Genomic DNA, 19,563 nt, shown 5'->3' with positions numbered 1-19,563 from the left:
ACTGCTTTTAAGCGGCCTGCCTGACCTGATCGGATGCGATGCAGCTAGTTTCTGACACCCATATTGTTGGAAGCTCTATGGCGCCTGTGAACGGAAACAGGGCGAACCCTTGCAAGGGGCAACCTCTGCTGCATCGTCGCTGTCGTAACATGGGGGATCAATTGAATCTGAAGCCTAGACTGATGACATAACCAGCAAGTCTCGACGAATTTCATCGCCATTGCCGTTTTTAAGCTGCTTCTCAATTTCCGAATGCGTAGCCTTCCATATTGGGACGGCTGCCGCAAGAGTAGCTTTTCCTTCCGGTGTGAGTTGCAATAACCGCTCACGCCTGTCGTTGGGATTTACGATGATTTCCACCCAGCCCTGCCGCTGCAACGGCTTTAGCGCCGCCGTCAGTGTCGTTTGATCCATCGCCAGAAGCTCCGCAACCGGCTTCATTGGAGGGGGCGCCGGGCGATTGAGCGACATCATCAGTGAGAATTGGCCATTTGTCAGCCCCACAGGACGGAGGGCATCGTCAAAGCGGCGGGCGAGGGCACGCGCAGCGCGCTGAACATGCAAGCAAAGGCAGGTGTCGCGAACTAAAAGCGTTGTTTCGAAAGGCACATCGTGGCTATTTGACATAGCTTATTAATATTGATATCAATGTAAATCGTCAAGCAAGAAGATTGAAATCGACGGGCGGAGCAAAAGCCGGAGGAGGGCTTGCACCATGAACGAGGTCGTATCCCGAGAAGTTTGGCTGGACGCGCGGCGCGCGCTTCTGGCAAGCGAGAAAGAAGCCACCCATCTGCGCGACAAGGTCAATCGAGAGCGGCAAGCCCTGCCGTGGGTAAAGGTCGACAAGGATTACATGTTTGATACGCCTTCGGGACGGAAAACCCTTTCCGATCTGTTCGACGGGCGCAGCCAGTTGTTGATCTATCATTTCATGTTCGGGCCTGACTGGGAACAAGGCTGCACGGGATGTTCGTTCCTTGCGGATAATTTTGACGGTACGATAACTCATCTCAACAATCACGATGTCACGCTTGTTGCCGTTTCGCGCGGACCGCTTGCAAAGCTTGAAGCCTATAAGAAGCGAATGGGTTGGCACTTCCCATGGGTTTCGTCGAAAGGCAGTGATTTCAATTTCGATTATCACGTCTCCTTCACGAAGGATGAACTCGAAAACAATCGGGTGTTCTATAATTTTGACAAGCTTCCTGCGGAGGATGCTTTCGATGAACTGCCGGGCATGAGCGCCTTCTATAAGGATGAAAGCGGTACGATCTATCACACCTATTCCAGCTATGCCCGTGGCATTGAAGAATGGATCGGTACGCTGATGATCCTAGACCGTGCGCCCAAGGGCCGCAACGAAAACGGCACGATGCATTTCGTTAAGCGGCATGATGAGTATGAGACGCAGGCTTCCAAACATAGCTGTTGCGGCTGACCGCCCCAACGACAAATATCCAAGGGAGTACATTCAATGAAAAACCGCGCATCTCCGTTCGTCTGGTACGAACTCATGACCACAGATGCTGACAACGCACAGGATTTTTATACGAAAGTCGTCGGTTGGACAGCGAAAGACGCTGGCGTTCCCGGCATGAAATATACGCTTTTCGAAGTGCCTGGATGCATGATCGCGGGCATGATGTCGATAGCGGACATGCCGAAGGAGGACTGCGACGGCAAACCCGGCTGGATCGGCTATGTCGGCGTAGCGAATGCCGATGAATTCGCGGATAAGGTAAAGGCGGAGGGCGGCAAGGTCTTGAGAGCTCCGCAGGACATTCCGAACATCGGAAGGTTCGCTATTGTCTCGGATCCGCAAGGTGCCGTCTTTGCACTTTTTGAGCCGAAAGACGACATGCCGCCGCCTGCTGATTTCGGTTCGCGCAAGCCAGGGCATCCGGGCTGGCACGAACTCTATGCCCAGAATTGCGAGACTGTATTTCCGTTCTACGAGAAGGTGTTCGGCTGGGGGCTTTCACGCAATTTCGACATGGGGCCTATGGGCAACTACAAGGTGTTCAGCGTCGACGGCGCCGATCACGGCGGCATCATGACCGCGCCTCCCGGAACACCAGTCGGCTGGGGTTTCTACTTCATGGTGGAAGGGGTCAAGGATGCAGCCAGCAGGGTCAAGTCTCTTGGCGGAACCGTCCTGCAAGAACCAATGGAGGTGCCGAACGGCGAGTGGGTTGTTCAATGCAAGGACCCGCAAGGCGTGAACATCTCGCTTGTAGCGTCGAAACCGTAGGAAATACTGCACTCCGCGATTGACTGCCGATACATTTACGATGATTGGATGCTACATCGAAACGTATCGGCGGAAGATCGACCCATGCAGGACAGAAGGGCGCGTCAGTCTCAAAGGTCTGGGACTGTTCTCTCGGCAGATGTCGGTGGGTCTTTCATTCGGCTTGCGCGCTCCACGCATCCGGGAAATATCGAGCTTCTCGAAAAGTTGCCCACTCCCGCTGACAACTGGGAGGAATTTGGTCGCGCGCTGGAAATCGCGCTACAGACTCACGCGTCGAACGACGAGTGGCCACTTGCTCTTTCCATCGCCGGTTTGGTCGATCCGGATACGACGACTGCTCTGTCGGCAAATATTCCCTGCATTACAGGTCACAGGCTGAGCGTGGAACTTGGCGAGCGATTGCAACGTCGGGTCATCGCGGCCAATGATGCCGATTGCCTGGCGCTCGCCGAAGCGATCGAAGGGGCTGGGAAAGGACATGACATTGTTTTCTGTGCTGTGCTGGGCACAGGCGTCGGCGGTGGGCTCGTTGTGGATGGTCGGTTGGTTCGAGGTAAGGGCGGACTGACCGGCGAATGGGGGCACGGCCCGATCCTCAACACATCCATAGAGATTAACGGTCAGGCCGTATCTGTCCCACGCTTCAATTGCGGCTGTGGGCAAAGCGGTTGTGTCGATACCATTGGCGGCGCGCGGGGGATTGAGAGACTGCATCGATTTCTGAATGCTGCCGATGCAACCAGCCATAGGATTTTACAGGATTGGCTCGCCGGTTGTCAGAAGGCTGCGAGAACAGTCTCCGCCTATCTCCAGCTGGTAGCCGATCCGCTGGCCGCTGTTGTCAATGTAACCGGCACATCAATCATCCCCGTAGGTGGTGGTCTTGCCACCGCGTCAGAGCTGATTTCTGCCATTGACCAGGCGGTGAGGACCCGAATCCTGCGAAAGACAGAACAGCCGATAGTCGTCCCCGGTATATTTGGCAGCGACGGCGGTCTGGTGGGAGCAGCAATATTGGGGCATCAGGCGTGAGCGTGTTACTGGAAGTCTGCGTGGATAGCGCCGAAGGTCTTCATTCGGCAATTGAAGGCGGCGCGGATCGCATCGAGCTCTGTTCCGCCCTTGAACTGGGCGGCTTGACGCCCTCACAATCCTTGATGGAACTTGCTTCGCAGGCACCAATTCCGGTGTACGCAATGGTCAGACCCCGCGCCGGCAGTTTCTGCTTTTCGGCAGCAGACGAAGCCATCATGATGTCCGATATCCGCAACGCAAGAAATGCCGGTTTGGCGGGTGTTGTCGTTGGCGCTTCGCTGATTGACGGTTCTCTTGATGTTGCGATGTTGCGGAGGCTGGTTGCAGAGGCGCAAGGCCTCGGAACGACGCTTCATCGCGTCTTTGATCTGGTTCCTGATATGAAGACAGCACTAGAACAGGCGATTACGCTCGGTTTCGAACGTATTCTAACGTCCGGTCTGTCACAAACGGCGGAGGAGGGACTGGATAATCTGCGGCTGTTGGCTGGAATGGCCGCCGGTCGTATCAGCATCATGCCAGGCAGCGGCATTAAGGCCGAGAACGTGAGGCGCATAGTAGATGCGACAGGCGTGACGGAAATACATGCTTCATGCCGTGCACCTGTCCCCGAGACGGATGTTCGCGCTGTCACGTTTGGATTTGCGACAGAACAATCATTTCGGACAGCAGCCCGGCGTGTGAGTGAGCTGAAAGCCGCAATCGAACATACTTAAAGGCCGTTCATTCCAAATTCCGTGTGTCTATGACAGTGCTGATTTCGCGCACCGGTCAGCTCGTGAAAAGGAAATTTCTCAAACAGTTCGGGGTGGCACTTAAACCCTATTGCCACCCCGAAAGAGATTGAGTAGAAGTGGCATCACATCAAGAGTTGGGGCGACGCCCAACGCCAACCTGCCTTTCCGGGCAAGGTGGTACTCTCCGCAAAGAGAGGATGTGGCCAAACCGGCAATTATACGGATAAAGCCACTTGCGTCCGCTCCGCTACAAACTAGGGACCGACGCGACTATGCCGATTAAAATTCCTGACGATCTGCCAGCAACCAGTGTTCTCCAGGCCGAGGGCGTTATGGTCATGCGCGAAGCAGATGCCATTCGTCAGGATATTCGCCCGTTGAAAATCGGTCTTCTCAACCTGATGCCGAACAAGGTCACCACCGAGACGCAGATTGCGCGCCTTCTCGGCGCAACGCCGTTGCAGGTGGAGTTGACCCTTGTTCGGATCACCAATCATGTGGCGCGCCACACGCCTGCCGATCACATGCTGTCCTTCTATCAGCCGTGGGAAGATGTGCAGGATCAACGCTTTGACGGTTTTGTCATCACCGGTGCTCCGGTGGAACGCCTCGAATTCGAGGAAGTTACCTATTGGGACGAAATGCAGCGTGTTTTCGACTGGACCCAGACCCATGTGCACCGGACGCTGAATATATGCTGGGCAGCGCAGGCCGCCGTTCATTATTTCCACGGCATGGGCAAGTATGAACTGCCGGGCAAGGCCTCTGGCGTCTATAGCCAGCGCAACCTTGCGCCGTCTTCGCCGTATCTCCGGGGATTCTCGGACGATTTCAAGATCCCGGTTTCACGTTGGACCGAGGTACGCAAGAGCGACATTCCGGCTGATAGCGGGCTGAAGGTGCTGGTCGATAGTCCGGAAACGGGGCTCTGTCTGCTGGACGATCCGCATCACCGCTCGTTGCATATGTTCAATCATGTGGAGTACGACACCACATCGCTTGCAGATGAGTATTTCCGCGACATTCAGGTTCAGCCCGACACCAAGGTTCCGGCGAATTATTTCCCCGGAGACGATGCGACACGCCAGCCGGAAAATCGCTGGCGGAGCCACGCGCATCTTCTGTTCGGAAACTGGATTAACGAGATGTATCAATCGACGCCCTACGACCTGGAAAAAATCGGGAAGCGTTAAGAGCGCACAGCAAGGACAGCGCGACCAGAATGCACCCGAACCAGGGAAGGGCGTGGAAAGATAGGTGCTGCAAAACAAGCCCACCCATCGCGGTGCCAAGCGCTACGCCCACATGCATGGCTGACAGATTGATCCCGACACCGGCATCGGCTGTTGCAGGATCGGTCGTGATGAGAAAGCTCTGAACCACGGGCGAAATCATCCAGCTGACGCAGGCCCATGCCATCAGCGCTGTGCCAAAAATTGTGCCCGAGCCGACTGCAAGCGGTATCGCCGTCAACGCCGTCAGATAGAGAAGCGGTGTCAGTACAATAGCCAGCCGTGGCGACAGTTTGTCGACAAGCAAGCCACCGAGATAACCACCGGTCATTCCGGCTAATCCGAAGGCCACCATCGCCCAGATGGCCTTGTGAGAGGGAATGTGGACCACTTCCAGAAGGTAGGATGAAAGATAGGCGAACAATACGAAATGTCCGCCGATCATCAAGATAGAAACCAGTTGGGCTGACCTTAGCCGTGAGGATTTCAGGTGCGGCATATAAGGTGGCAAACCGCCGGGATTGCGTCCAGTCTTTGGTAACACGCGTAATGACAGGAGGAACACCAGAGCTGCTGCTAACGCCAGACCCAGGAAAACCGCGCGCCAACCTAGCCATTCGTCGAGGATCATTCCGGTCGGAACGCCAGCCGCCATCGATCCACTGATGCCCATGAATATAATCCCGATAGCGCGTCCGCGCATTGCGGGACTAACCAGTTCTGTGGCGAGCATGGTTGCAATCAGGCAAACGATTGCGCTGGCTGCGGCCATGCCGATCCGCGCGGCAAACAGGATCGCATAATTGGGGCTGATGCATGCAATGATATTGCTTGCTATGAAAATGCCCAACGCTGAGACCAGAATGTTTTTCCTCTCGAACCGTGTTGTGAGGATGAGTGCCAGCGGAGCCGTGAGCGCAAAAGTAATCGAAAAAACCGAAGTCAGTTGTCCGGCGACACTGACGGAAACGCTCAAACCGGGGGCAATGCTCGGAAGAATACCGATGATGATATTCTCGGCGGTACCAGTGACGAAGGTTGCCAGCGCCAGCACAAATAGCCGGGTGTCCATATTTGCCATTCCCTTTCATGGTAACACCATGCGGACAGCAAATGGCCCGGCATGGCGATGTTGCATGCCGGGTTTCGAGGCAAAGCTTCGGTTATCCCTGATACGGTCTCATAACATTCAAACCAATCCTTGACCAGTTCCGCGCGCGAGTAGGTCCTGACCCTAGCTGGCGGCGCGCGCCAGCCATCTGTGCCAGTCGTCTTCGGAACCATGGAAGACATTCAGGTCGATCTTTCCGTTTACGCCCTGCGACAGGCCCGATCCGGAATACTGCCAGAAGGTCCATGGACGACCCGGATAGACTTTGGACGGATGCTGGGCAACGGCGCGCAGCCAGAAAGGATAATTGGTGAAAGCACCTTTCAGGTTGTCGTCGTAGAAATCTGGTGCCGTATAGATGATTGGGCGCTTGCCATAATGCTGCTCCAGCTTGTCCATGAAGACCTGCATCTTTTCCCGCACCTGCGCCGGGGAAGGTCGTCGCTTGCAGGAGGAATCGCCGTTCCATTCGACATCGATGACAGGCGGAAGCGCATCGGCTTCCTTGGGAACATTACGGATGAACCAATCGGCTTGCTGGCTTGCTACACGACACCAGTAGAAGAAATGGTATGCACCGCGTTTGATGCCGGCTGCCTTTGCCTCGCGCCAGTTCTTGCGAAACATGGGGTCCAGATGGTCCCCGCCATCGGTTGCCTTGATATAGGCGAAGTTGGCGCCCTGCGTGCGCAGTCTCGCCCAGTCGATATCGCCCTGCCAGCGGGATACGTCCACGCCGTGCACTGCAAGCTTGCGCGGCGAAGAGCGTCCGAAATTGATCGGCTTCGCATCGCGGAAGCGATGGCTGTAGATTCTGGAGCGCTCATGCGGTGTGAGACGCACCGGCGGATAGGCCGCGACTTCGGGAGCCGGCACTGAAATCCGGGCCTGTGGCCGTTCTTGTGGCTGTGGTGCAACGCGTGCTGGCGGTTCTGCCTTGAATGGACCGGCATCTGGAATAGGGCCTGCCCATGCCAGTACTTCCTCCTGGCTGGCGGTAGGCATCGGTTGGGGTGCGCTCGCCATTTCACTCAAAGGAGCGGGCGGAACCGGGCGCACCACCGAACTCGTAGTCTCGGCCGAGGTTTTCGACTGGAGCATGATGCTGTCGACGCCGGAGCTTGACGTACAGCCCGTCAAAGCGGCGCAGGCAAGGGCAATGACTGATACAACCGAAGAACGCATGAGCACCCGTAACGCAAAACAAATGGGCTGCAACGCTCCTCCCGAGCTAATTGCTAATCAAAGTTTACCGGGAAAAGCTGAATCCAAAGTTTACGAAATTGCTAATGCGAAATCTCTAAATCGACTGTCTGAGGATTTTTATCAAAGCTGTTGCAGATTTCTCCAATGTGGTTTCGTCAAATCCTGAGAAACCGAGAATAAGTCCCTGACGGGGCGTCAGTTTCGTAAAAAGCGTCGATAGTGGATGAACCTCAATGTCAGCCTTTGCCAGAACGGATGCGAGATGTGTATCGCTTTGCCCCTCCGGCAAAGCCAGCAGCAAGGATAGTCCGGCAGGAGGGGCTTCAATTCGAAACAGGTCCGGTTCACCGGGTGCAAGTGCTGCTATGAGTTTACGGCGGCGCGAGGCATGGATGCGGCGCATACGTCTTATGTGCTGAGCAAAAGCTCCCGTTTCAATGAAAGCGGCCAGAGCTGGCTGGGCCAGCGGCGATGGCGCGGGAAACAACGTCTGCCGTAATTCTCGAAATTGAACCACTCTATGCGACGGCACGATCAGGAAGCCGAGCCGCAAGAGGGGCGAGAAGACCTTGGAGAAACTCCCGATATAAAGAATACGGTCGGGGTCCAGCGACATCAGCGCTGGCAGCGGCTGGCCGACATAGCGATGCTCACTGTCGTAATCATCCTCGATAATTATCGCATCACGTTCTCTTGCCCAGGCAATCAGTTCCAGACGGCGCGCCAAAGTCATGGTTACGCCTGTCGGATGGTGCCGGGCAGGTGTAACAAAAGCACCGCGCGCATTGTCGGCCTCGTTCCGACCTATAGAAACATCAAGACCGCCGCCATCAACCGGCACCGGGACGATGTCGAGACCATTGACACCCAGGATTTTGCGAGCCGGTGGATACCCTGGTTCTTCCATCCACAGCTTGTCGCCGGGGGTAAACAAGGCTTCACGGATGAGTGAAAGGGCGTCTGCGCTGCCGCCAGTTATGATGATCTGTTCCGGCGATACGATCATACCCCGCCATTCGTGCAAATGACGCGCCAGCGATGACCGCAGAGGATGGAAACCAAACACATCGTCGCTGCTCAATAGATCGGCTGAAGGATTGCGCCAAATGCGCCCGAGCAGTTTGCCCCACTGGTCATGCGGGAAATGATCGCTATCGAACACACCAAGCCGAAAGGTTTTGGCTTCTTCACGATGTAATCGCGGCTGGGTTCTCGCAGGGAGGGGCGATGGGTCGATGGTCAGGCTGGTATCGGGAAGTTCCGCGGTGACATGCGTGCCCGAGCCTTGCCGTCCTTCCAGATAGCCCTCGGCAATCAATTGGTCGAATGCGGCGAGAACAGTCGTTCGGGACAGCCCCAGTTCCAGTGACAGGCTACGTGTGGATGGCAACCTTGCGTTCGGCTTCAGCCGACCGGCCAGAACCGCTTGCCTGATCTGATCAACCAGTTGCGCGGTGAGCGAGATATCGCTGGCACGATCAATCCCGAATTCCGGAAGTGTATTGGAAATTGGCATTATCTTATTCGATTAAAGTGGTTATTTTCCCAATGCCACTATGCGGGCAGTTTGACCGAACATAAAGGAGAAATATCGGCCATGACGAAAGCCCCCACCGAACGCACCCGTGTAAAACGCATTCACGAGCGCGGCGCCTATGACGCAGCCACGGTTCATTCAATCATCGATGCTCAACCGCTCGCGCATGTGGCCTATGTGTTCAATGGAACGCCTTATGTCACACCGACGCTGGTCTGGCGCGAAGGCAATTTCATCTATTGGCATGGATCATCCGCCAGCCGAATGCTGGAAAGCTGCGATGAAGCCGAAGTCTGTGTGAGCTTTACATTGCTCGACGGGCTGGTCCTGGCCCGCTCGGCATTTCATCATTCGTGCAATTATCGCTCGGTCATGGCTTTCGGAACCGCGCGTAAAATTTCGGATGTGACGGCGAAAGAACATCACTTGCGCAGTTTCGTAAACGGTCTTTTCCCCGGCCGCTGGGAAGGTTTGCGCCCGATGATGGCAAAGGAGTTGAAGGCCACCATGCTTCTCGAACTGGAACTGAACGAAGCCTCGGCAAAGGTTCGTTCTGGCCCACCGAAGGACGACGATGCCGATTATGCGCTACCGATCTGGGCAGGCGTCATTCCGATGACCACGCAGATCGGTGCGCCGATCGATGACGGACGTGTTTTGCCGGGCGTCGCCGCGCCGCAAGGCGTTACGCAGTTCGGATATGTGGCGGAAGCCGCCGAATAAACAACCAGGACTTAAGCAGGTCCGAGAAAGAGATGCGTCTCGGACTTTGCGATACCATCCATCGCCCGGATACCTGTTACAAGCCGGTGAAATTCATTCATGTTGGGAACCTCGATCTCGGCGATCAGGTCCCACGTTCCGTTGGTGGTGTTCACTGCTGAAAATCCGGGATTTTTACGCAATGTCGCGATCACGCTTTTGATGTTTCGCCCGGTGAGTTCGATCATCATAATGCCGCGGATCATGTCGGTCGACCCGTGATCCTTCAGCCGAACCGTAAAGCCTGCAATCACGCCTGAAGCTATCAGGCGTTCCATCCGGCTCTGGATCGTGCCCCGCGCTACCCCAAGAATGCTCGCAAGCGTCGGGATTGACGCGCGTGCGTTGATACGCAGTTCCGAGATTAATCGCTGGTCCAGATCATCCATCACCACACCGCCATTTTGACGATTTCGCCAATCTGATTGCGTTTATCGCAGATTACTGGACATTTCTATACATAAATGGCGTTTTCGTTGATCCTTTGCTCCGTTAGCGTGCCTAAAAACAAACAAGCCGGATAAGCAGCACGCAACCGGCAAGGGGAATTCGGAGGTGGATCGATGGCGCTTTTCTTCTGCCGCTCCTGGCTAGCCGGGGCGCGACGATCTTTTCCGTTCCGAATAGGTTTTCCCGAGAAATTTGCCGCCGCCTGTCGGGCGTCGACAATCTGGAAAGATGCGCCACATCGCGCGCTCGGAACGGGCATCGCCCGTGATCGCGTTACGATCACTTAGGAGAAAATGAAATGAAAACCCTTCTATCTTCACTCATTGCAGCTGGCGTCGGCGCTTTGATGATGCTGGCACCTGCCCATGCCGACGATCTCGAAAAGGTCAAGCAGAGCGGCGAATTGCGCATCGGCATGAGTGGCGTTTTTCCGCCTTTCAGCTTTGTCGACGGCCAGAATCAGGTTGTCGGCTTTGACGTCGATATCGGCGCCGAAATCGCCAAGCGTCTCGATGTTAAGCCGGTTGTCGTAACCACGGCTTTCGACGGTATCATTGCAGGGCTGCGCGCGGGCAAGTTCGACGTTGTCGTCGGCAGCATGAGCATCACGCCGGAGCGCGAAAAGGCCGTCGACTTCGCTGGCCCTTACTATCGCGGCGGGCGCGGCATCTTCGTGACGGAAGCTTCCCCGGTCAAGTCCATGGATGAACTGAAGCAGGGCAAGACCATTGCCGTGACGCTTGGCGAAACCAGCGACAAGTGGGCGCGCGAGCAGGGCGGCTGGACGGTTCGCACCTATAAGGGCATTCCGGAATTGCTGCTAGAGCTTCGTTCAGGCCGCGTCGACGCCATTGCGTCGGATGATATTCCGATCCTGATCGCTATCAAGGAAAGCGGCGAAAAGGTTCGCCAGCTCGATACGCCGGAGCTTCAGGGCACCGACAATGTCGGCATCGCTCTGCGCAAGGGGAATCCCGAACTGAAGGATGCGATCAACAAGGCCCTCGATGACATGAAGGCCGACGGCACCTACGAGAAAATCTCGATGAAGTGGATCGGTCGCGACATCCGCTAACCCTATGAAACCCTTGCCGGGGCGACAGTTAGAATGAACGTCCCGGCAACATATCTTTCCGGCTTGGTTGTCCAGACAGGAAAGGGGAGATGATGAATTTCTCTTTGATGGCGGAGGTCTTTCCATATTTTCTGGAGGCCGCCCTGGTTACCGTCGAAATTTCGGCGCTTGCCATTCTTATCGGTTTGAGTGTCGGTGCACTTGCCACAACCGCGAAACTGTCGCGCTTCTGGCCATTGCGTTTCATCGGAACGGCTTACGTCAGCGTGTTTCGCGGCACACCGTGCCTGCTGCAACTTTTCGTTCTTTATTTCGGCGGACCGCAGATCGGCATCAATCTTGAGCCTTTCGCAGCCGGTGCCATCGGTCTCGGGCTCAATATCGGTGCTTATTACGCCGAAGCCATGCGAGGCGCCATTCTGACAGTGGATGCCGGTCAGAACGAAGCCGCCCGTTCCATCGGCTTCAGCAGCGGGCAGTCCATGCGCTTTGTGGTGCTGCCGCAGGCAGCCCGGCTGATGATCCGCTCTCTCGGGGTCAACACCGTGATGCTGATCAAGGGGTCCGCCCTGGTTTCGGCGATTTCCGTCGTTGAATTGACCTATACGGCCCAACGTTTCATCGGCTCAACCTATCGTCCGTTTGAGATTTTTGGCATCGCCGCCGCCATTTACATGGTCCTCATCTATATCGTTGCACGCTTCGTCGATTTTCTCGAAGCCCGCTACGCGCTCAAATAGGCGGTGATTTTATGCAACTCGATTTTTCCATCGTCCCGCCCTACACCGAACTCCTGATGACTGGCGTCTGGTGGACGCTTATCATCGCAGTTTCGTCATCCATCGTCAGCTTCTTCGGCGGCATCGCCTTTGCCTTGCTTGTTCTCTACGGACACTGGCTGGTGCGTTATCCTATCCGCTTCTTCATCTGGCTTTTCATGGGGACCCCGCTGCTTTTGCAGCTCTTCCTGCTCTATTACGGCCTCTCGCAGATCGGCATCAACATTCCCGCCGTGTGGACCGGCATTATCGGCCTTGGCCTGCATTTTGCGGTCTATAATTCTGATCTGTTTCGCACCGCGATCCTGACTGTCGATCCGGGGCAGAATGAGGGCGCCCGTTCGCTGGGTTTCGGCAGCGCCCAGACCTTGCGCTACATCATCGTGCCGCAAGCCGTTCGCAATGCGCTGCCGCAGGTGGGTAATAATCTGATTGCTCTTCTGAAAGACACGGCGCTTGTGTCGGTAATCGGCATTACCGAGTTGGTGCACGCATCGCAGCAGGCGATCAGCGAAACCTACAGCCCGTTTGAATTCTATATCACTGCCGCAGTGATCTTCTACGTACTCAATCTCATCCTGGAAGCCGGATTGCACTGGATGGAAAAGAAAGTCGAGGCTTACCGATGAGCAACAACAAACCCATGGTGGAAGTGCGCGACGTCCACAAGGCTTATGGCGCACTGGAGGTTCTCAAGGGCATCAACCTGTCGGTTGAACGCGGCCAGATCATCGCCATTATCGGTCCTTCCGGTTCCGGTAAAAGCACGCTGCTTCGCTCGATCAATCATCTCGAAACAGTCAATTCAGGCCAGATACTGCTGGATGGTGTTCAGGTAAACCAGCCATTGAGCGGACGTGCCTTCGAGCGGCATATCAATGCCGTGCGCCAGCAAATGGGCATGGTTTTCCAGCACTTCAACCTGTTTCCGCATCTCAACGTGATGGAGAACATCACGCTCGGGCCTATCAAACTGAAGGGCAAGAGCAAGCAGGAAGCACAGGAACTAGCCGTTTCGCTTTTGAAGAAAGTCGGTCTCGCCGATAAGGCTTCAATGTATCCGTCGCGTCTGTCGGGCGGGCAGAAGCAGCGTGTTGCCATCGCCCGCGCGCTTGCCATGCAGCCGAAAGTCATGCTGTTCGACGAAGCCACTTCCGCGCTCGATCCGGAGCTGGTTGAGGAAGTCAATCAGGTCATGAAACAGCTCGCGCAGGAGCATATGACCATGCTGATCGTGACCCATGAAATGCGCTTTGCGGCTGAAGTTTCCGACAAGGTGCTGTTCATGGACAAAGGCGTGGTGGTCGAGGAAGGCAAACCGGACGTGATCTTCACCAACCCGGAAAATGAAAGAACGAGAGCGTTCCTGAGAAAGCATCTCAACCAGTAAATCGACGCTAAATCAGATTGTGAAGACCCGTCTGTGCCTCACCCAGGTACGGAGGCGGGGAACTATTGAGCGAGGAAGACCGTGGCAAGCCAAAATGAATGGAACCCGACGGAACGGGTGCGAGAACTCTCCTATCGCATGGTAAGATGGCCGAGTGAGACCGGGACACCTGACGAGGCATCGTTTGGTCCGAAGCTTGCCGAGCTTTTGCGCGAGATTCCCTATTTCCAGAAAAATCCGGACGACATTGCCGTTGTCGACAGTCACGGTTCGCCGATGACCAAGAATGTTATTGCGGTGGTTCGCGGTAGCGGACGACGGACTTTGGCGCTGGCTGGTCATTTCGATGTGGTGGAAACCGCCAATTATCGCGATTTGAAGCATTTGGCTTTTGAACCGGACGCCTTGCTGGAAGCGCTTCTGGCAGATCTTACCAGTCGCACGCTCGCACCGAACGAGGAAAAGGCTCTCTCCGATTTTCAGAGCGGGAACTATATCCCCGGACGCGGCATGCTCGACATGAAGAGCGGGGTCGCCGCCGGTATCGCAGTATTGGAACGTTTCTCGCAGCAGCCGGATCGCGAAGGCAATTTGATCCTGTTCGCTACCCCTGACGAAGAGCGCGGATCGCGTGGAATGCGCAGCCTGCGCGACGCCCTGCCGGAACTTGCCGAACGCTGGGGTCTCGATATTGTCGCTGGTATCAATCTGGATGCAACAAGCGATCAGGGTGACGGAGCGGAAGGCCGTGCCATCTATCGTGGTACCATCGGCAAACAGCTTCCCTTTGCTTTCGTGGTTGGGCAACCGTCCCATGCGAGCTATCCGTTCGAAGGGGTCAGCGCGCATCTCATTGCGTCAGAAATCATGCGGGCAGTCGAAGCCAATGCGGCTCTCTGCGACACGGGTGACGGGGAGGTTTCGCCGCCGCCTATCTGCCTTGAAGCGCGGGATTTCCGGGGCGGCTATGAAGTCACCACTCCGGAACGGACGTGGGTTGCGTTCAACTGGCTGACCCATTCCGTCTCGCCTGACGCGTTGTTCCAGCGGTTCAAGGCGGTTGTCGGCGAGGCGCTGGATCGTGCAATCACGCATTTCAATGTCGAGGCGGACCGGTTTGCAAAGCTGGTTGGCAGCGAGGCGAATGTCAATCACAAGGGCCGAATTCTGACCACAGCGGAGTTGCGCGAGGAGGTTCGGCGCGTCGGCGGTGATGCGGCGCTGGAACGGATCGCGGTGCTGGAGGCTGAACTTTCAAGCAGCGACAACCCGCTTCTCATTACGCGCGAACTTGTGGACCGTATGGTGGCGGAGGCGCGTGTTACAGGCCCGACGGTGATTATCGGCTTTGGAAGTCTCGTCTATCCGCATGTTCGCATGGGAGCTGAAACGGCAGAGGAACAGCGTTTTGCTGGAGCTCTGGAAACCGCACGTTTGGAGGCAGAGCATCAGTTCGATACGACAATCCGATATCGTGAAATCTTTGCCGGTATCTCCGATATGAGTTTCTTCGGTCATATGCCGGATGCAGCGGATAGTGAAGTCATCGCGGCCAATACACCGGCGGCTCAGTTCATAGACCGTGCCAATCCGAAGGCGCTTTCATATCCCGTAGTGAATATCGGTCCATGGGGTCGCGAGTACCATCAGCGGCTGGAGCGGGTCTACGCTCCCTACGCCTTTACGGTGCTGCCGCAGTTTCTTTATGGCATAGCCGCGCGCTTCCTGAAGCCCTAGCTGTTGCGCACGACGCGATGTCCTCACTTTGCCTGATTGACGGTTATAGCGATCATGTGGAGGACATCGTCCGCGCTGCAACCGCGTGAGAGGTCGTTCGCGGGTTTCGCCAGCCCCTGAAGCACGGGGCCGATCGCCTGCGCACCGCCAATGCGCTGTGCGATCTTGTAGCCGATATTGGCGGCCTCCAGATTGGGAAAGACGAAGACATTGGCATTGCCGTTCAACGGGGAACCCGGTGATTTTGCGTGGCTGATCGCCTCCACAAAAGCCGTGTCGAATTGCAGTTCGCCATCGATGCACAGATCAGGTTTCCGATCTCGAATCGTTCGGGTTGCCTGAACCACCTTCGACACGCGTTCATGCGCGGCACTGCCGCCGGTGGAGAAGGAGAGCATGGCGACGGCGGCGTCTTTTTCGGTCAGTTGGGAGTAGGATTCCGCCGACTGCATGGCGATATCGGCAAGCTGTGCGGAATCCGGTTCCACCACGAGCCCGCAATCGGCAAAGATGAAGGCGCCTTTCTTCTGATGATGCGACTGGCAAAGCAGCATCAGGAAAAAACTGGAAACAAGCGATGCACCTTCGGCCTTGCCGATGATCTGCAGCGCGTGGCGTACCACGTCTGCTGTCGTCGCAACCGCACCTGCAACCGTCCCGTCCGCATCGCCTTCATGCACCATCATGGCGGCAAAACCCAGCGGTGACTTTGCCATGGCTTCGGCCTGTTCTTCCGTCGTGCCCTTGGCCTGACGCAGCCGATAGAGCTTATGCGCATAATCAGCGCTTTTGTCCGATCTCGTGGGATCGATGATCTGGATGCTTGATCCGTCGATCTGCCTGCCAATAATATCCGGCGAACCAAGCAGCGTAATGCGGGCAATGCCTTCGCGCTCGGCACGCAGCGCCGCGTCGATGATGCGCGGGTCTTCGCCTTCGGCCAGCACGATATGGCGCGGGTTGGAACGGGCCTTCTCGAAAATCTTTTCCAGTGGCAGCATGGATGTATAATTCTCCGGAGTTGCCGGGAGGAAACCTCCCGGCATAATCGTCAAACCGGCATCTGCTGACGCATGTCGGCCTTGCTGATACCAGCCACAACGACCGGCTTTTTCATCGCATCGCGGCGGAAAGGTTCGCCCAATTCCTGATTGAGCACGACTTCGATGAAGGTGGTCACACCCTTGGCCTGCTCGTCGATCGCCGTTTGCAGGGCTTCGGTAAGCGCCTGCTGGCTGTCGACGGTCACGCCCTTCAGTCCGCAACCATCCGCGACCTTGGCATAGCTGAGGTTGGGGTTCAGCTCGGTACCGACGAAGTTGTTGTCATACCACAGCGTCGTGTTGCGCTTTTCTGCCCCCCATTGATAATTGCGGAAAATGACCATGGTGATCGCTGGCCAGCCTTTGCGGCCGATGGAGGTCATTTCGTTCATCGAGATGCCGAACGCTCCGTCGCCGGCAAAGCCGACCACTGGCGTGTCGGGTTGCCCGATCTTCGCGCCGACGATGGACGGGAAGCCGTAACCGCAGGGGCCGAACATCCCTGGCGCCAGATATTTGCGGCCATGTTCGAATGTCGGATAGGCGTTGCCGATGGCACAATTATTGCCGATATCCGTCGACATGATCGCATTTTTCGGCATGGCCGCCTGAATGGCCCGCCATGCCTGACGCGGCGACATGCGATCTGTCTCGCGCTCGCGTGCCTCCGCATTCCATTGCGTGCCCGGATCGTCATCCTCGTGATCCATGGACGAAAGCTGCTGCAGCCAGGCGGATTTGCGCTGATGGATGAGTTGTTTGCGCTCCTCTCGGCCTTCATTTCCGGCATTGGCGCCGAGCTGGTCCAATATCTGCTGCGCGACCTGCTTGGCATCGCCGCAAATGCCAACCGTGATCTTCTTGGTCAGCCCAATCCGATCCGGGTTGATATCGACCTGAATGATCCTGGCATCTTTCGGCCAATAGTCGATACCGTAGCCCGGCAGGGTCGAGAACGGGTTGAGGCGGGTGCCGAGTGCCAGAACCACATCCGCTTTCGCGATCAGTTCCATCGCGGCCTTGGAGCCGTTATAGCCGAGCGGGCCGACCGAAAGCCGGTGGCTGCCGGGGAAGGCGTCATTATGCTGATAGCCGCAACAGACCGGCGCATCGAGCTTTTCGGCAAGGGCTATGGATTCCGGGATTGCCCCGCCGATGACGACACCGGCACCATTGAGAATGACCGGGAATTTTGCTTCCGTCAGAAGCTTTGCAGCCTCGGCAATCGCCTCGCGCCCGCCGCTAGGACGCTCCAGACGCACGATCTGCGGCAGATCCACATCGATCACCTGCGTCCAGAAATCACGCGGAACATTAATCTGCGCTGGAGCACAGCCGCGCCAGGCCTTTTCGATCACACGGTTCAGCACTTCCGGAATGCGGGTCGCATCCCGTACCTCTTCCTGATAGCAGACCATTTCTTCAAACAGCGCCATCTGGTCCACTTCCTGAAAGCCGCCCTGACCGATGGTCTTGTTGGCGGCCTGCGGCGTCACCAGCAGCATGGGCGTATGGTTCCAGTAGGCGGTCTTGATGGCGGTGACGAAGCCCGTCACGCCGGGTCCGTTCTGGGCGATCGCCATGCCCATCTTACCGGTCACCCGCGTATAGCCGTCGCAGATCAGCGCCGCATTCGTCTCATGTGCGCAGTCCCAGAAGGTGATGCCCGCCTTTGGAAACAGATCGGAAACCGGCATCATGGCCGATCCGATAATCCCGAATGCATGCTCTATTCCATGCATCTGCAAAACCTTTACGAAGGCTTCTTCCGTCGTCATTTTCATGGCGCATACCTTTCCTTGCAATTCAGAGAATTTCGTCTTTCAGCGCATACCAGCGATACATGGCGCGCTGGCCTATGCGCCTGAATGGCGTCAACATGCCGTAGCTCGGCAATTCGGAGGTGAAGATCGGCAGATCCAGGCCCTGTCCGCGACCAGCCATGAGCTGCGCGACGCGGCGTCCGGCCTGTGCCGAATACATGACGCCGTTGCCGCCATAGCCCATGGCATAATAGATTTCCTGTGCCGGGTCGGGCCGATAGATGCGGGGCATCATGTCGTGGCTGACATCGACCCATCCCCACCATGAATAATCGATCTCGATGCCGGTGAGCGCCGGGAATTTCCGGTAGAGACCGGAAAGCAGCAGATCGTAATGTTTCGGGTTCGGTGCATCGGCCCCGGTAATGGCGCTGCGACTGCCGATCTGCATCCGCCCATCGGGGAGAAAGCGGTAATAATGGCGAAGCGTGCGCGTGTCCGTCAACGGAATGCCGGTCTTCGGACCACAAGCCTCGATTTCATCCGGCGTCAGCGGGCGCGTTACGACCGAGTTCGACAAGACCGGCATCAGCCGATAGCGGGTCAGCGGATGCAGGCCGGGCGACGTATACCCAGCAGTTGCAAAGCAGACCTGCCGCGCCTTGACCGTCCCGTTCGGCGTGTTGAGATGATAGACATTGCCGTTCTTGCGGCAACTCAGCACCGGGCTTGCCGTGTGCACCTTCGCGCCCAACTTGCGGGCAAGCCTGAGATAGCCGAAGGCGAGCTTTGCAGCATGGATGCCGATACCGTCCGGTTCGTACATTGCGCCGCGGGCTTCCTGATCGCGGATGAAATCCCGGTGGATTTCCTCACGGCCCACCATGCGGGTGCCATAGCCGAAAACCTCGTTCAGCAGGCGGGATTCTCTCTCCAGCGCGGGAAGCACCTTGTCGCGATGGGCGATGTAGAGATGGCCGCCATCCTGTGGATCGCAGTCGATTTCCGGCTCCGCGATCAGGGCGCGAAAGAGATCGAACCCTTCGGCGATTTCCCGGTGCAGCTTGCGTGCCACATCCACGCCCCAGCGCTCGATCCATTGGGAACGCTTGAGCCGGCCAGCGGAAATCTGCGCCTGACCGCCATTGCGGGTGCTGCACCCCCAGGCCACGCCGTTCGCCTCCAGAACCGTCGCCTTGATGCCGTGGTCGCGGGCGAGGTGGATCGCTGCAGAAAGCCCGGTATAGCCTGAACCAACGACCACGACATCGGCATCGACATCGCCGCGAATGGGGCCGTCATCTTCGGGCGCGGGGCCAGCCGTGCCGACCCAGTAGGTTGGCGCATAGTCGCGGCCTTGTCCCGGCGTTTTCGAAACCACCGGATCATAGGCGGGATCGAATGGCTGTGTAGCGGAGAAACTGTTGAGAGTGTGGGTATCCATATGTC

At 56.7% G+C, this 19,563-nt stretch carries 19 protein-coding genes and 1 riboswitch; of the genes, 11 read left to right on the top strand and 8 right to left on the bottom strand.

What is annotated here, in order from left to right; translation table 11 throughout:
• Nucleotides 1-174: 174 nt before the first annotated feature.
• The gene (locus tag AC0TNJ_RS19435) at nt 175-627 is read right to left on the bottom strand and encodes a MarR family winged helix-turn-helix transcriptional regulator (RefSeq protein WP_473772096.1); all 453 of its coding nucleotides are present in this window, start codon (nt 625-627) and stop codon (nt 175-177) included.
• An 88-nt stretch (nt 628-715) separates the two neighbouring features.
• On the opposite strand from AC0TNJ_RS19435, the gene AC0TNJ_RS19430 reads away from it, so the two are divergent.
• The 5 genes from AC0TNJ_RS19430 (at nt 716) to AC0TNJ_RS19410 (ending at nt 5,222) form a co-directional block, all read left to right on the top strand.
• A complete protein-coding gene (locus tag AC0TNJ_RS19430) occupies nt 716-1,441 on the top strand; it encodes a DUF899 domain-containing protein (RefSeq protein WP_473772095.1) in 726 nt (241 codons plus the stop codon).
• Nucleotides 1,442-1,477: 36 nt separating this feature from the next.
• Nucleotides 1,478-2,254, top strand: coding sequence for a VOC family protein (locus tag AC0TNJ_RS19425; protein WP_473772094.1), 777 nt, complete (start codon nt 1,478-1,480; stop codon nt 2,252-2,254).
• An 84-nt stretch (nt 2,255-2,338) separates the two neighbouring features.
• On the top strand, nt 2,339-3,289 hold the full coding sequence (locus AC0TNJ_RS19420) for an ROK family protein (RefSeq protein ID WP_473772093.1): 951 nt from the start codon (nt 2,339-2,341) through the stop codon (nt 3,287-3,289).
• Nucleotides 3,286-4,008 carry a copper homeostasis protein CutC gene (locus AC0TNJ_RS19415; protein ID WP_473772092.1) on the top strand — a complete coding sequence of 241 codons (723 nt, stop codon included), beginning with the start codon at nt 3,286-3,288 and terminating at the stop codon, nt 4,006-4,008. Before AC0TNJ_RS19420 ends, AC0TNJ_RS19415 begins: the two co-directional genes overlap by 4 nt.
• A gap of 140 nt (nt 4,009-4,148) precedes the next feature.
• Nucleotides 4,149-4,258: riboswitch (SAM-I-IV-variant riboswitch) on the top strand.
• 43 nt (nt 4,259-4,301) lie between these two features.
• Complete coding sequence (locus tag AC0TNJ_RS19410) at nt 4,302-5,222, top strand: homoserine O-succinyltransferase (RefSeq protein WP_122002402.1); 921 nt, start codon at nt 4,302-4,304, stop codon at nt 5,220-5,222.
• Here the strand turns inward: AC0TNJ_RS19410 and AC0TNJ_RS19405 are convergent.
• The 3 genes from AC0TNJ_RS19405 to pdxR all read right to left on the bottom strand — a co-directional run bounded on the left by AC0TNJ_RS19405 (nt 5,167) and on the right by pdxR (nt 9,094).
• Nucleotides 5,167-6,333: an MFS transporter gene (locus tag AC0TNJ_RS19405; RefSeq protein ID WP_473772091.1), complete on the bottom strand. Its 1,167-nt coding sequence runs from the start codon at nt 6,331-6,333 to the stop codon at nt 5,167-5,169. The two genes, AC0TNJ_RS19410 and AC0TNJ_RS19405, sit on opposite strands and share 56 nt — an antisense overlap.
• A 162-nt stretch (nt 6,334-6,495) precedes the next feature.
• Nucleotides 6,496-7,557 carry a glycoside hydrolase family 25 protein gene (locus AC0TNJ_RS19400; RefSeq protein WP_473772090.1) on the bottom strand — a complete coding sequence of 354 codons (1,062 nt, stop codon included), beginning with the start codon at nt 7,555-7,557 and terminating at the stop codon, nt 6,496-6,498.
• 115 nt (nt 7,558-7,672) lie between these two features.
• Nucleotides 7,673-9,094 carry a MocR-like pyridoxine biosynthesis transcription factor PdxR gene (gene pdxR / locus AC0TNJ_RS19395; protein ID WP_473772089.1) on the bottom strand — a complete coding sequence of 474 codons (1,422 nt, stop codon included), beginning with the start codon at nt 9,092-9,094 and terminating at the stop codon, nt 7,673-7,675.
• Between the two features lie 81 nt (nt 9,095-9,175).
• On the opposite strand from pdxR, the gene AC0TNJ_RS19390 reads away from it, so the two are divergent.
• Entirely contained in the window at nt 9,176-9,838 is a 663-nt protein-coding gene (locus AC0TNJ_RS19390) for a pyridoxamine 5'-phosphate oxidase family protein (RefSeq protein ID WP_473772088.1), read from the top strand.
• 11 nt (nt 9,839-9,849) lie between these two features.
• Here AC0TNJ_RS19390 and AC0TNJ_RS19385 read toward each other — a convergent pair whose 3' ends face one another.
• Entirely contained in the window at nt 9,850-10,266 is a 417-nt protein-coding gene (locus AC0TNJ_RS19385; RefSeq protein WP_122002333.1) for an Lrp/AsnC family transcriptional regulator, read from the bottom strand.
• 359 nt (nt 10,267-10,625) lie between these two features.
• On the opposite strand from AC0TNJ_RS19385, the gene AC0TNJ_RS19380 reads away from it, so the two are divergent.
• From AC0TNJ_RS19380 to AC0TNJ_RS19360, 5 genes are all read left to right on the top strand, one after another.
• A complete protein-coding gene (locus AC0TNJ_RS19380) occupies nt 10,626-11,402 on the top strand; it encodes an ABC transporter substrate-binding protein (protein WP_473772087.1) in 777 nt (258 codons plus the stop codon).
• A gap of 92 nt (nt 11,403-11,494) precedes the next feature.
• Nucleotides 11,495-12,142 (top strand): amino acid ABC transporter permease, encoded by a 648-nt coding sequence (locus AC0TNJ_RS19375; protein ID WP_411506577.1) that lies wholly within the window; start codon nt 11,495-11,497, stop codon nt 12,140-12,142.
• An 11-nt stretch (nt 12,143-12,153) separates the two neighbouring features.
• Entirely contained in the window at nt 12,154-12,810 is a 657-nt protein-coding gene (locus AC0TNJ_RS19370) for an amino acid ABC transporter permease (protein ID WP_473769386.1), read from the top strand.
• Nucleotides 12,807-13,571: an amino acid ABC transporter ATP-binding protein gene (locus tag AC0TNJ_RS19365; RefSeq protein ID WP_473772086.1), complete on the top strand. Its 765-nt coding sequence runs from the start codon at nt 12,807-12,809 to the stop codon at nt 13,569-13,571. Before AC0TNJ_RS19370 ends, AC0TNJ_RS19365 begins: the two co-directional genes overlap by 4 nt.
• A 138-nt stretch (nt 13,572-13,709) precedes the next feature.
• Nucleotides 13,710-15,308, top strand: a complete 1,599-nt coding sequence (locus tag AC0TNJ_RS19360; protein WP_473772415.1) for a M20/M25/M40 family metallo-hydrolase — start codon at nt 13,710-13,712, stop codon at nt 15,306-15,308.
• Between the two features lie 23 nt (nt 15,309-15,331).
• Here the strand turns inward: AC0TNJ_RS19360 and pta are convergent, their stop codons facing one another.
• From pta to AC0TNJ_RS19345, 3 genes are read right to left on the bottom strand one after another with little or no spacing between them, the layout of a single operon-like run.
• Complete coding sequence (gene pta / locus AC0TNJ_RS19355; RefSeq protein WP_473772085.1) at nt 15,332-16,309, bottom strand: phosphate acetyltransferase; 978 nt, start codon at nt 16,307-16,309, stop codon at nt 15,332-15,334.
• Nucleotides 16,310-16,359: 50 nt separating this feature from the next.
• A complete protein-coding gene (xsc, locus tag AC0TNJ_RS19350; protein ID WP_473772084.1) occupies nt 16,360-18,135 on the bottom strand; it encodes a sulfoacetaldehyde acetyltransferase in 1,776 nt (591 codons plus the stop codon).
• Between the two features lie 22 nt (nt 18,136-18,157).
• Nucleotides 18,158-19,558 (bottom strand): NAD(P)/FAD-dependent oxidoreductase, encoded by a 1,401-nt coding sequence (locus tag AC0TNJ_RS19345; protein ID WP_473772083.1) that lies wholly within the window; start codon nt 19,556-19,558, stop codon nt 18,158-18,160.
• Nucleotides 19,559-19,563: the final 5 nt, after the last annotated feature.

It is taken from the genome of Ochrobactrum sp. PL_is483, assembly GCF_055816855.1.
This window is presented reverse-complemented; position numbering and strand designations above follow the sequence as displayed.